This window comes from Vibrio sp. EJY3, from assembly GCF_000241385.1.
GTDB classification, from domain to species: Bacteria; Pseudomonadota; Gammaproteobacteria; order Enterobacterales; family Vibrionaceae; genus Vibrio; species Vibrio natriegens.
In genome coordinates this window covers 566,463-579,990 of record NC_016614.1, presented here as the reverse complement: position 1 = coordinate 579,990, position 13,528 = coordinate 566,463, and the positions used below count along the sequence as shown (strand labels likewise).

The window sequence follows — 13,528 nt, the reverse complement described above, 5'->3', positions numbered from 1 at the left end:
TCTCCTTAAATACGCTCAATATCTTTGGTACCAAACAGGCCGTATGGCTTGAAGGCAAGAATGATTAACAGCACATAGAAAGGTGCGATGTTATACAGGTTACCCACTTGCAGGTATTGGCTATCAAAGAACTCAGCCAGATTCTCTAGTAAGCCGATGGTGATACCACCGACAATCGCGCCAACAACCGAGTCCAAACCACCCAAAATAACCGCTGGGAATACTTTGATGCCGATGATGGATAGCGCGTCAGAAACACCGTTTACAATCCCGATAACAATCCCTGCTGTCGCGGATACCATCGCCGAAATAGCCCAACTGATCGCAAACACTTTCTTGATGGAAATGCCAAGACTCTGGGCTACTTGCTGGTTAAATGCCGTCGCTCGCATCGCCAAACCCATTTTGCTGAATTTGAAGAACCAGTAGAAAGCACCCATGATGATCATCGAGAAAATTAAACTAAGGATGTAAGCAAATTCAACGTTGAGACCACCAATATTCACCACGTTTGTTTCGAATACTTGCGGGTACGATACCGCTGATACGCCAAATATCCATTTCATCAGTGCTTGGAAGAACATCGACAGACCGATGGTCACCATAATGACCGAGATGATCGGCTCACCGATTAAAGGTCTGAGTACAATGGTTTGGACCGCAATACCAAACACCATCATAAAGGCGAGTGTCAGTAAGAATCCGATAAAGAACGGTAATTGAAGGTGAACCAACGCCGCCCAGCACACCCATGCGCCGATCAGTAGAAATTCACCTTGCGCGAAGTTCACCACCTGAGTCGATTTGTAAATCAATACAAAGCACATGGCGACAACGCCATACAACATGCCGACGATTACGCCATTAATGACGAGTTGCAGTAATAAATCCGTATTCACTATGCGATCCTCCGTTGTTCGCTATCCACCAGTGTCAGCTCATGTTGAATAAGCGTTTCAATCACCAGTGACGTTTGAATGCGTGTCTTAGTCCCATCCTGATAAGTAATCACCGTATCGACATCGACATTTGGCGCAGCACTGTAAATGGTTTCGATGATGTCACCGTATTTCTCCGCAACCACACCACGACGAACTTTACGCGTACGGGTTAACTCGCCGTCATCGGCATCCAGCTCTTTATAAAGCAGAATAAATTTGCTGATTTTCTGTGCGTCCGGCAGAGACTCGTTCACTTTGAGTACTTCTTCGCGAATCGCTTTAAACACCTCAGGTTGCGCAGAAAGGTTGGTGTAGTTGGTGAACGCAATACCCTTTTGCTCTGCCCATTTGGCGACGATCGCGTAGCGAATACAGATAATTGCAGAGAGCCAAGGTCTGTCTTTGCCCACCACAACCGCTTCTGCGATAAATGGTGAGAACTTGAGTTTGTTTTCAATAAACTGCGGAGAGTAACGGTCGCCATGGCTGGTTTCCGACATATCTTTCAGACGGTCAATCACCACTAAGTGGCCAGATTCTTTAAAGTAGCCCGCGTCGCCAGTATGCATCCAGCCATCTTGCACATCTTCATCGTAAGCGGCCTGGTTATTGAGGTAGCCGGTAAACATGCCAGTACTTTTGGCAATGATCTCACCCACACCATTGCTGTCTGGGTTAATAACTTTCACTTCCGCATTGTCAAACGCCACACCGACTGAGTCGTAGTCGACATCATCCGCTTTATGCACGGTGTACGCGCCACACATTTCGGTCTGACCATAAAGCTGTTTGAGTGGCACACCAATCGCTTGCAAGTAACGGAAAGTATCGGGACCCATTGCCGCACCGCCTGTTGCCGCAGAAGTCAGATTCGAGAAACCTAAACGGTCTCGCAGTGCTCGCAGAAGAATCCATTCCGCCAACTTGGAGCGTTTACCCTGATCCAAGGCTTGATTCGCCAACTTCATGCCGAGTTTGTACATTTTCTGCTTAAACGGCGTAGAGTCCATCATTCGAGCAGACACGTCTGCCACAATGTTTTCCCATACGCGTGGTGCCAGTAGAACGAAGTTTGGGCCAATCTCGCGTAAGTCCGCCATCATGGTTTCCTGCTCTTCGACAAAGTTGACGATTTGACGGGAAATCAACGCCTGACCAACCACATATACCTGTTCCATAATCCAAGGCAGAGGCAGTACCGAAACGTAGTTATCACCTGGAGAACGTGGATCGGCACGAAGATAAGCCGCACAGTGATCCAAAAACGTGCCGCTGTGAAGCTGTGCGAGCTTTGGTTTAGAAGTCGTACCCGAAGTGGTACAAAGAATCGAAAGATCGCTGCCTTTGGTTGCCGCAACCATATTCAGATATTTGTCAGGGTCAGCTTTGTCGATTAACTGACCTTTTTTATACGCTTTCTCGACATCGATAAGTCTTGGATCATCGTACTTGCGCATTCCGCGTGGATCACAATAAATGATGAACTCAACGCTCGGGATCTCATCGCCCAACTCAAGCAACTTGTCACATTGCTCTTCATCTTCTGCAATCACTACTTTCGCTTTGGCATAGTTGATTAAATACGCCACTTCCTCGTGCATCGAGTCTTGATAGATGCCCAGTGAATAACCTTTGATCGCATGCGCGGCCAGTTCGCCCCACACCCATTCAGGTCGGTTGTCGCCTAAAAGCCCCACAACGTCTTGTTCACCAACACCTAAATCTTGTAGTGCAAGCGCCATCCACTTGACTCGATCTTCATAATCCTGCCAAGTAAATTCTCGCCAAATACCAAATTCCTTCTCGCGCATTGCGACCTGATCTGGCCAGTGCTTGGCGTTGTGCTGCAACACTTTTGGAAAGGTATCTAAGTTGGTTATATCTGCCCAATCATTATGTTGCTGTGCCATTATGCACTCTCCTCTAATGTCGGAAGTTCTTCACCCAAATAAGCTTGTTTCACGTGTGGATTCGCCATGACTTCTTCTGGCTGCCCCATTGCAATGTGTTTACCAAAGTCCAAAACGAGAACCCGATTGGAGATGTCCATGACCACACCCATATCGTGCTCGATCATGATGATGGTGATGTCCAGTTCTTCGTTGAGATCCATGATGTAACGTGCCATGTCTTCCTTTTCTTCAAGGTTCATACCGGCCATTGGTTCATCAAGCAGAAGTAGTTTTGGCTTCAAAGCAATAGCGCGAGCAAGCTCAACACGCTTACGTAACCCATAAGAGAGCGTGCCAGCGGTGGCTTTACGAATGTGTTGGATTTCTAAGAAATCGATGACGTCTTCTACGTACTTGCGGTGTGCCATCTCTTCTTTTTGTGCGTTAGAAAACCAGTAAAGCGGGCCTGTCACGAAATTGTTTTTCAACAGGTGATGGCGGCCAACCATGATGTTGTCGAGTACAGACATATGAGAAAAAAGCGCCAGGTTCTGGAACGTTCTACCCAGACCTAACTCTGCTCGTTGACTCGGTGTACGCTTGGTGACGTCATTTCCGGCAAACACTACGGAGCCTTTGTTAGGCGTGTATCGTCCTGAAATGCAGTTGAGCATTGATGTTTTACCAGCACCATTGGGACCAATGATTGAAAAGATTTCCTTTTCGTTCACATGGAAGCTCACATCGGTTAAAGCTTTAACCCCACCAAAGGCCAATGAAATATCGTTTACCTGCAAAAGAGGTGTTTCCGATACCATAGTTGATCTCCCTTTCTTTTTGAGTGCGTTCCGTGAAGCACTATTTCCATATCCAGCCTGACGTTGATACTGGCAACTGCTTATACACCTATGCATCAACTCATTTATTCAGTTTACGTAAACGTCAAGTTAAAGTCAGAATAGTGCCTAGAAGTTGAAGTTGCAATCCAGTTCATCGATTAAGATTTGAACTAACGCAAACTTTAAGTAAATAAATTGTTAATAGAAATTACATGCAAAATTACATGTTCGGATAGTTAGGGCCACCGCCCCCTTCTGGAGGTGTCCAGGTAATGTTTTGACTTGGGTCTTTGATGTCGCAGGTTTTACAGTGAATGCAGTTTGCCGCATTAATCTGTAATTCAGCTTGTTCCTCACCCTTGACTATTTCATACACCCCAGCAGGGCAATAGCGCTGTGCTGGTTCGGCGTAAAGAGCTAAGTTCTGCTCTATTGGAATTCGCTGACTAGCAAGATGCAGATGACATGGCTGGTCTTCTTCGTGGAAGATATTGGACAAATAGACTGAAGAGAGGCGATCAAAACTCAATACGCCATCCGGTTTTGGATAGGCAATCTCATGGCTCTTTTCTGCCAAAAGTAACGACTGATGATCAGGATTATCACAGCGTACATTCCACTTCGCTTTGCCTTTTAACACGTTGTGTTCCAGCATCGCCAAGCCTCCACCTAACCAAGCGCCAAAGCGGTGAATACCACTAGAAAAGTTACGCGCCTGATACAGTTCTTCGTATAACCAAGACTGTTGGAAATGTTTCTGGTAATCAGCACTAACCGACTGATTTAAAATTGCTTCTAATACCGCTTCGGCGGCAAGCATACCTGATTTCATTGCGGTATGAGTGCCTTTAATTTTGGCGCCATTGAGCGTGCCAGCATCACAGCCAATCAGTAATCCCCCAGCAAATTGTTGAGTTGGAAGGGAGTGAAATCCGCCTTTAGCGATCGCTCTCGCGCCATAGCTGATGCGCTTACCATTTTTAAGGTATTGCTCAATCATCGGGTGATGTTTGAACCGTTGGAATTCGTCAAACGGGCTGAGATGAGGGTTCGTATAATTGAGGTCGATGATCAGACCAACCGCAACTTGGTTACCTTCCAAATGATAAAGGTAGCTTCCCCCTGTTGCCTCACTCGCAAGTGGCCAGCCTAATCCATGCACAACTAACCCTTGCTGATGCTGCTCGGCTGGAACTTCCCACAGCTCTTTAAAGCCAATCGCATAGTGCTGAGGCGTTTTATCATCAGCCAGATTAAATTTGTTAATCAATTGTTTACCGATATGACCACGTGCACCTTCGGCAAACAAAGTAAACTTAGCGCGAAGCTCAATACCCGGCTCAAAATTGGCTTTCTGCTCGCCATTTTTATCCAAGCCCATATCGCCAGTAATTACCCCAAAAACACGGTTTTGCTCGTCAAAGATAGCATGACTGGCACTGAAACCAGGGTAAATTTCTACGCCTAAGTTTTCCGCTTCATTCGCCATCCAGCGGCATAAGTTACCTAAGCTTATTATGTAGTTACCTTCGTTGTGTAACGTATTAGGCGCTGCCCACGTTGGCAGCTCATGACCATTGAGTTCATTACTCAGATAGTAGGTTTTATCCTGATTGACTTTAGTATTCAGTGGGGCACCCATTGCCTCCCAATCAGGAAACAACTCCTCCAGACTGCGCGTTTCAAACACCGCGCCAGAGAGTATGTGCGCTCCGACTTCTGAACCTTTCTCGACAACACAAACTGAGATTTCTTGGTTTTTTTCCATTGCCAACTGTTTAATGCGGCAGGCAGCAGACAAGCCCGCAGGCCCTGCACCTACAATCAGAACATCAAACTCCATGCAGTCTCTTTCCATGGTTGTATTCCCTTCTTCTTTTTGCATGTTGCCAACTTGTTAAACAACAATATATTTAAAGTTGACGCAAACGTAAAGGTAAATTAACATCAATTTAAAGACGTCATCACATCGTCTTCACTGTAAACACATAGTCTTCACTGTAAAAAGGAATCTAACGTGAAAATACTAGTGCCAATTAAAAGGGTCATTGATCCTTACATTAAGGTCCGTGTTAAGTCGGACAACAGCGATGTTGAAACCAATAACGTCAAGATGACTATCAACCCTTTCTGTGAAATCGCCGTTGAAGAAGCTGTGCGACTTAAAGAACAAGGGATTGCAGAAGAAGTCATCGTTGTGAGTGCGGGAGGCACACAGTGTCAGGAACAATTGCGTACTGCCCTAGCGCTAGGCGCAGATCGAGCCATTCATATTGAAACTGAAGACAAGATTGAACCTCTGGTTGTATCGAAACTACTAAAAGCGATCGTCGAGCAAGAGCAAGCTCACCTGGTGATCACCGGTAAACAGTCTATCGACACCGACAATAACCAAGTTGCACAAATGCTGGCAGCTCTGCTTGACTGGCCTCAGGCAACCTTCGCTTCGGAAGTGAAGATTGAAGATCAAAGAGTTCAGGTAGTGAGAGAAGTTGACGGCGGTTTGATGACAGTAGCAATGAACTTACCAGCGGTGATCAGCACTGATCTACGCTTAAATGAGCCTCGCTTTGCGTCTTTGCCAAACATCATGAAAGCCAAACGCAAACCACTAGATACGATCACTCCCGATAGCCTGGGTGTTGAGATTGTATTTAGCCAGACCATCACTGAAGTCACGCCACCAGCGCAACGAAAAGCAGGCATCAAAGTAGAGTCTGTCTCTGAACTTATTGATAAGCTACGTAACGAAGCGAAGGTGATTTCATGAAGAATCTAATTATTGCAGAACATGACAACCAGCAACTGCATGCCGATACGCTGAAAGTTGTGAATGCGGCGAGTCAGGTGAGCCAAGACAATACTCTACTCGTGGTTGGTTATCAGTGTGAAGACGTTGCCCAACAAGCAAGCCGAGTTGATGGTATTGCCAAAGTGATTTGCATTGACGACGAATCGCTGGTGCACCAATTCGCCGAAAATATTGCTCCTGTTGTGTCAGGGATAGCCGACGGATTTGACGGCATCTGGGCAAACTCTTCATCAAAAGGGAAAGATCTTGCGCCACGCATCGCAGCTAAATGCGGAGTTGGACAAATCTCAGATATCGTTCAAGTGGTGGATGACAAGACATTTATCCGACCAATTTATGCTGGTAACGCCTTCGCTAAAGTAACTTCAAACGACCCGTTGCGTGTAGTCACCGTGCGTGCTTCGGCCTTTGACCCAGTTGCCTGCAATAGCCAAGTTGACATTGAACATCAGCAAACCACCGTTCAATCTCCAGTTGTTGAATTGGTCTCTATCGACAAGACCGTTTCAGAGCGACCTGAACTCACTGCCGCTGAAATCGTGATTTCTGGTGGTCGTGGTGTGGGCAGCAAAGAAAACTTCGAGCTTATCGAAAAAGTCGCCGACAAACTTGGCGCAGCGATTGGGGCGTCTCGCGCAGCCGTCGATGCTGGTTTTGTCGCGAATGACTTACAAGTTGGTCAAACCGGTAAAATTGTCGCACCTAAGCTTTATATTGCGGTTGGGATCTCTGGTGCAATCCAGCACCTTGCAGGTATGAAAGAGTCAAAAGTCATTGTTGCAATCAACAAAGATCCAGATTCCCCTATCTTTGAAGTTGCTGATTACGGGCTAGTCGGCGATCTGTTTGAGATTTTGCCACAGCTTGCTGAACAACTGTAAATAGTCAAACAAAGGGCGAGCAGGTTGATGCTCGCCCTTTTTGATCCTCTTATATTAAAACCTCGCGCTTAAACTAGAACCCACCACTTACGTTCTGAGTTTCAGGCTCTAAAGGCTTGCTACAATTTTGTGACTCTTCAACATCAATCTGCTCGTCTGGTAGGAACGTTTTCGCATACTCGATGTGAAGGTTATGATTTAACATCAGCTCAAACAAATCCTTATCTAAGTGCCCGTCTTGAACCATAAAATTGAGTATTTTTATCGCTTCACTTAGTGGTTTGGCTTTTTTATACGGTCGGTCAGATGCGGTGAGTGCTTCAAATACATCGGCAATGGCTAAAATTCGAGTTGCGGTCGGCAATTCATCTGCACTGAGTTGTTTTGGATATCCGTCACCGCGGAGGGTTTCATGATGACCACCTGCATATTCTGGAACACGCCTTAATTCTTCCGGTAATGGCAAAGCTTCAAGCATTCGTATCGTAGAAACAATATGTTCGTTAATTCGGTAACGGTCTTCTGCAGTTAACGTACCTCTGCCAATACTCAAATTATACAGCTCTCCTTGATTTGCCTGATATTCAGGAGCGCGCATTTTAATCTCTTCACCAGTTTTACTATTCGGGTCTTGCGGCCATTTAATCAAATGCTCTGGCTTATCAGACAACAGATTTTCTTCACACGGCACACTCTGAGGCTCTATGCTTTCGATACGTCGGCTTTCTTCTGGCGACAAACCCAGACGGTCATCTAAGTGGCGAATCCAGGTTTGAGCGGCGATTTCCTTCAATCTATCCAAGTGTTCATCAGACATAAACTCGCCACCCACATTACACTGGGCAACAAAGGCAAAGTCATCTTTAATCTGCTCCTGACGCTGAGCAAGCGCGCGTTTCAATTCGTCGGCATCTTTGCCAGATTCAATGCCTTTCCAATAGTCAATTTCCGCCTCTCTTAACAACACTTCAAAACGCATTCTGACCAGATGGATTCGGTTAAATATCGCTTCAAGCTTGGTGCCTTTGTCGACGATATGTTCTGGTGTGGTCACTTTACCGCAATCATGCAACCACGCGGCAATTTCAAACCCCCGCCACTCTTCTTCTGTTTTCAGTTTGAAATCTTTAAAGGCTGGCAAGTTACTCTTATTGGCGGCTTTCGCGAGTTCAATCGCAAGTATTGGTACCCTCTCACAGTGCCCCGCCGTATAAGGAGACTTGTCATCAATGGCTTGAGCAATCAGCTTAACAAACGAGTCCATTAATTCTTGCTGATGTTTTTGATATTCTTCGATCGAGCGAGACATAGAGAACATCGAATCCGAAAGCGCCGAAAGCTCGGCTATCCAACTTGGTACTTTCTCTACTGAGCTAAAATCCCGCTTCTTGATTTTTTCGCTCTCACCAAATAATGCCCGAACCGGTCGGACAATGACATTGGCGAAAAACAAAAGTACTGGCAAAAGCAACAACATCGCACCAAACGTGATGACCGTAGACTTGTTCACTTTATCCATATACGGCGCTTGAATTATCTCGGTAGGGAGAACAAACCCAATGTATTCTTTGGAGCCCAGGCTTGCTTCGACTCGCTGCACATAAAGGGTGTACGGTTTGCCGTGACTTTCAATTGAGGCCAATACCGGACTGTCCGTTTCGCTCTGTTTTGCCATGTTGACCAGTTCACGAAAAGGCACAACCCCCGCTTTAAGAGAACGGACAATATTGTTGTTTTGACTGCTTTGATCGCCCTGATCTTCTAACCATTTCTTTTCTAGCGTTTGCTTCTCTGTGTCAGAAACAGATGCCATGGCTTTGTTAAGTAAACTCACCAGTGGCTTTTTATCTTCAGCAACCATTATCGACAACGTTTGATCAAAGCCTTGTATTGCTTGATGTACCTTTAACTCACTAAGAGAATAAGCACCAACCAAGTAGTCTGCGACTCGCTTAGACTCCAACGATGCATCGGCTGATCGGTTTTCCACCGCTTTAAGTGCACTTAGACTGTCTTTCACTTTTAGGACATTAATATTGGGATAATCGCGCTGAATACGTTCAGCCAATCCCGATCCCACCGAGATAGCCAGTGACTTCCCTTCTAACTGATCTAAGCTGCTGACGTTTGGATGTTCTGTTCTGGTGACAATCGCGCTGGATAGCTCAAGATACGGTGTGGTCGATAAGCCCGTGTGTGACGTTAACGGCAGCTCGGGGACTGACTGTTGAATATCGATATTACCGGACAGGTACAGAGCGTTTAAATCTTCCCAACTGTATCCGTTAACGTATTTGACGTCTAAACCGAGTTTTTGGGTTAAGAGACTCACCAGATCGGTAGAATAACCTTGCGGTAACCCGCTGTAAGAAAAATCAAATGGTGGCCAGTTTGATTTATTCGCGATCCGAAGAACACCAAGCGAATCGACATAATGCTTCTCTTCAACAGTCAATTCTATCGGCTGTGTTGGTAAAGCATCAGTGTCACTGGCTAACTCGAAGGAGTGTGCATGAATGCGTCCGTTGGTATCAAATATCATTGCTTCGCCATCGGAGTTATTCTTAGCAAGAAATGCGGATAATGATGTAAGAGAGATATCTGCTGCGATAACGCTATCGGTATTTTTTATGCGTTTGGCGTAAGTGACACCCGGCGTTTGTAGATTGTGGAAAAGATAAGGCGCAGTTTTGACGACTTCATTGCTGTTGATGGCTTTTCGATACCAGGGACGCCTATTTGCAGAATACGTCGTGGGCTCTACATTGCGGCGAGTGAGGTTGAAATTACTATCGTAATACTCAGACAATCGCTCCTTTCCTCCTCCTGATTCATAAATTTTAACCACTAACCAACTTTCATCTGTCGCCGCACCGTGTTTGGATTTTAAATTCTCACTGCTGCCGAGATTTATCAGCTCATAAAAGTCGCCATTTCCATAACCAATGTATACCCCATATAAATTATTATTTTTTAACATCGCTTGCGCGATCACTTCTCGGGCTGAGTGTTGAACACTGGTTTCGTCTTCCTGATCTATTTGGGGAAAGTGTGAGAGTACATTGATGAGGTTACTTGTTTGTGTATTGAGTGAATCAATTTTTTCGCTAAAGCCATTTGCAGTCCGGTTGAACGCCGTTGATGCGGCATCTTTGGCAAGTCCATGACTAAAGTAATACTGTAATGAAAGGGCTAAGATAACGATTAATGAAGATAAAAATAGAAATACGGAAACCACTGTTACTTTCATACTGAAAGTACTTTTCTTGACCGCTTCGCTCATGTTCCCCAGCCTCCCTGGATAACAAATCACCTGCCAACGATATGATTATTCTTATTGTTAAAATATTAGGTTAGATCAGATACTTAAATATTCAAGATTTAACATAACCTCTAAGTTGCCTTATCCTGGCTAAACACAAAAAGAAAGGAGCCGCGAGTGCGACTCCTTAACATCCATTCGGCTGGTTATAGGCTCTATCAATCTTCTCTTTCTGATGTCGCTTCGAAAACAGATAAATCCAACGCAAGGCTTTCACCGAGCCAATACGCATACAGAGTATGATCTTCCCACTCGTTACCTGAAAGCGCGTGAACCAAAATTGACAAACCTTCTCGATTTTCATCTAACCATGGAATGAGCTCATCAAAATCCTTAGACGTGAACTTGAGCTGACAACTCCATTTCGGGTGCGGACCAACCAATTTCTCATGGACTCGTCCCATTTTTACACGAAACCTTTCTTCGGCTTCTCGGCATAGCCCTGACGCAAACGCCACCGTTTGGTGATCAAAATAGACATGGGCATGATAAGCCCGATGAGAGTTTACAGGTCGTTTAATTTCGTTCATTTTGTACTTCCATATCCTTTTTAGTTAAGGACTTATAAATATTAACTTAACTGTCTGACAGTGTAGACTATCTCAACCGCCTCCATAGATGAAGTTGAACGTAATCATCCATACCGCAGATTAATTCTGAACGATTAAGCTTCTTTCCCAGGGTGGAATATCGCCGCCAAAACGCTCAACCAGAAAATCGACCAATAACCTCAAACTAACCGGTTGGTAATTACGTGATAAATAAACAGCATGTATACCTAGCACTTCAGGCTCTTCTTGCGGAAGAATACTCACTAGCTTGCCATCTCTCAAATCATCACCCACATAATACGTGGGTAACATGCCGATCCCCGCGCCTGAAATTACCGCACGACGTAATATCTCGGTTTCATTAGTCTGTAAATTACCAGCGACTTGATACTCAACAATCTCACCATGTCGTATGAAGCGGTAATGACGGAAAACGCCAGCAATATGAGTAATACAGTTATGGCTCTGCAAGTCCTCCAGAGAGTTGGGATAACCCTTTTCTTTAAGATAACTTGGTGAGGCACAAAGTACTGAACGACACAACGCAAGCGGGCGACTAATCAAAGTGGGATCAAGCGTATTAGTAATGCGAATGGCAAGGTCGACCCTTTCTTCAACCAGATTAGAAAGGTTGTCCGCAACGGAGAGTACAATGTTGATTCGGGGATAAATTCTCTGGAAATCGACTATTGCTTGCGTCAATTGCACATCAGCAAATGAGCCAGTGGCGTTGATACGCAGCTCCCCCTGAACTTCTCCACTGTGTTCCTGAGCAACATTTCTTGCATCCTCGGCTGCAAGAAGCATTTGTTTACATGCCGGTAAACTCGCTAGACCAGCCGCTGTCAGGCTGACTTTTCGTGTCGTGCGGTGGAGTAAACGAGCACCAAACCAGCTTTCAATAGCAACAAGATAACGGCTAACCATCGCCGTTGACATATCCAGCCTCTTTGCGGCTTTGGTCAAACTGCCTTGTTCCGAGATCTCGACAAACACTCGAGCGGCGGTAAATCTATCCATTATTTCAATCTATGCAATAATCATTTAACCCAATCGGAATTTATCCACAATGCCAATAGATATACATTGATCCACGTCCTAGTTCGATAAAAAATACAGGAAGTTTCAATGACTACGTTACCTCGTATGTTCACTCCCGCACTGCTTTTAGGTGCCATCGTTTCAGCCAGTTCTGCATTTGCTGCCATCAAAGAAGCACCTTCAACTGTTGACGCGGTTTACAAAGTTCAATCCAGCACTCAGGCTTTAGAGCCTGGAGAGAAAGTCGCCGATTTGTTCCAACTCAATATGTCTACACCGTACGTGTTACAACGTTTAACAGAACACACTTATTGGTATGAATCCGGTTTTTACGCAACCATTTTTTATGTCGGTGAAAAAGGCGTCCTGCTGTTTGACCCACTGGAAATGCGTTCTGATAAAATTCTGCAAGCGATTCGTTCTGTAACCGATAAACCAATCGCGACCATCGTGTATTCACATGACCATGCAGACCATATTTCTGGTACAGCAGAGCTGTTGGAAGCAATTAAAAGTACACAAACTATCGCACCAGAGATCATAGCTTCACAAGCAACTGTCGATAAAATGGAGTTACTGGGAAGTAATATCCCTCGCCCGACTAAAGTACTTGAATGGCCAGAAAGTAAATTCCAGTTTGAAGATCAAACCATTGAACTTCACGGCTTCGCTCACGCAGCGCATACTGACGACCACTCAGCGTGGTTACTTGTCCAAGAACGAGTCATGCATGCACCGGACTTACTCAATGCGGATCAGCCACCATTCTGGAACTTTGCGGGCTCAGAACGTTTTACTTACTTAGTACAAAACCTGAAGACGGTTAATGCTATGGAGTGGGATCACTTCAACGGTGGGCACGGTAACGTTGGCTCACACGATGATTTCAATTTCCACCTCACTTTTATTGCAGACCTAGAAGCTGCCGTAGCGAAAGCAATGCAAGAAGTACCATTTGGTTTTGGTGTTGAAATGGATAAGATCAACGCTCATACCGTAATGCTGCCAGCGTGGTATGGAGAAATCGCGCGCAAAGCGACCGAAGAGCTTCGTCCGAAATACGGCAAATACTACGGATACGAGACGGCGGTCCCTGCTAACGCACAAATGATTGCCGAGTACCTATACAGCTATCGTTAATCGGAAGTCTTGTCGCTCAAAGACAAAATTTCTGCCATTACCTTTCTTCCTTAAGTTTGGTGGCTTCTTCCTTTGTTTAAGGCAAGCCACCTTTTTTGCGTTTATGCGT

General features: G+C 45.3%; 10 protein-coding genes. 3 read left to right on the top strand and 7 right to left on the bottom strand.

Going from position 1 to position 13,528, the window contains the following annotated elements; genetic code table 11:
• Nucleotides 1-5: 5 nt before the first annotated feature.
• The 4 genes from VEJY3_RS18525 to VEJY3_RS18510 all read right to left on the bottom strand — a co-directional run bounded on the left by VEJY3_RS18525 (nucleotide 6) and on the right by VEJY3_RS18510 (nucleotide 5,530).
• Complete coding sequence (locus tag VEJY3_RS18525) at nucleotides 6-899, bottom strand: branched-chain amino acid ABC transporter permease (RefSeq protein ID WP_014233945.1); 894 nt, start codon at nucleotides 897-899, stop codon at nucleotides 6-8.
• Nucleotides 899-2,851: a long-chain fatty acid--CoA ligase gene (locus VEJY3_RS18520; protein ID WP_014233944.1), complete on the bottom strand. Its 1,953-nt coding sequence runs from the start codon at nucleotides 2,849-2,851 to the stop codon at nucleotides 899-901. Before VEJY3_RS18520 ends, VEJY3_RS18525 begins: the two co-directional genes overlap by 1 nt.
• On the bottom strand, nucleotides 2,851-3,651 hold the full coding sequence (locus tag VEJY3_RS18515) for an ABC transporter ATP-binding protein (protein ID WP_014233943.1): 801 nt from the start codon (nucleotides 3,649-3,651) through the stop codon (nucleotides 2,851-2,853). The genes VEJY3_RS18520 and VEJY3_RS18515 overlap by 1 nt, the downstream gene beginning before the upstream one ends.
• Before the next feature lie 241 nt (nucleotides 3,652-3,892).
• Nucleotides 3,893-5,530 carry an electron transfer flavoprotein-ubiquinone oxidoreductase gene (locus tag VEJY3_RS18510; protein WP_014233942.1) on the bottom strand — a complete coding sequence of 546 codons (1,638 nt, stop codon included), beginning with the start codon at nucleotides 5,528-5,530 and terminating at the stop codon, nucleotides 3,893-3,895.
• A gap of 159 nt (nucleotides 5,531-5,689) precedes the next feature.
• Here VEJY3_RS18510 and VEJY3_RS18505 point away from each other — a divergent pair, with 159 nt between their 5' ends.
• On the top strand, nucleotides 5,690-6,442 hold the full coding sequence (locus VEJY3_RS18505) for an electron transfer flavoprotein subunit beta/FixA family protein (protein ID WP_014233941.1): 753 nt from the start codon (nucleotides 5,690-5,692) through the stop codon (nucleotides 6,440-6,442).
• Nucleotides 6,439-7,365 (top strand): electron transfer flavoprotein subunit alpha/FixB family protein, encoded by a 927-nt coding sequence (locus VEJY3_RS18500; RefSeq protein WP_014233940.1) that lies wholly within the window; start codon nucleotides 6,439-6,441, stop codon nucleotides 7,363-7,365. Before VEJY3_RS18505 ends, VEJY3_RS18500 begins: the two co-directional genes overlap by 4 nt.
• 73 nt (nucleotides 7,366-7,438) lie before the next feature.
• On the opposite strand, the gene VEJY3_RS18495 is transcribed toward VEJY3_RS18500, so the two are convergent.
• The 3 genes from VEJY3_RS18495 to VEJY3_RS18485 form a co-directional block, all read right to left on the bottom strand.
• A complete protein-coding gene (locus tag VEJY3_RS18495) occupies nucleotides 7,439-10,648 on the bottom strand; it encodes an HD domain-containing phosphohydrolase (RefSeq protein ID WP_014233939.1) in 3,210 nt (1,069 codons plus the stop codon).
• A gap of 197 nt (nucleotides 10,649-10,845) precedes the next feature.
• Nucleotides 10,846-11,217: a DOPA 4,5-dioxygenase family protein gene (locus VEJY3_RS18490; RefSeq protein WP_014233938.1), complete on the bottom strand. Its 372-nt coding sequence runs from the start codon at nucleotides 11,215-11,217 to the stop codon at nucleotides 10,846-10,848.
• A 120-nt stretch (nucleotides 11,218-11,337) separates the two neighbouring features.
• Nucleotides 11,338-12,258, bottom strand: coding sequence for a LysR family transcriptional regulator (locus tag VEJY3_RS18485; RefSeq protein ID WP_014233937.1), 921 nt, complete (start codon nucleotides 12,256-12,258; stop codon nucleotides 11,338-11,340).
• Nucleotides 12,259-12,366: 108 nt separating this feature from the next.
• Between VEJY3_RS18485 and VEJY3_RS18480 the strand changes: the two genes are divergently transcribed.
• Nucleotides 12,367-13,419: an MBL fold metallo-hydrolase gene (locus tag VEJY3_RS18480; RefSeq protein ID WP_014233936.1), complete on the top strand. Its 1,053-nt coding sequence runs from the start codon at nucleotides 12,367-12,369 to the stop codon at nucleotides 13,417-13,419.
• Nucleotides 13,420-13,528: the final 109 nt, after the last annotated feature.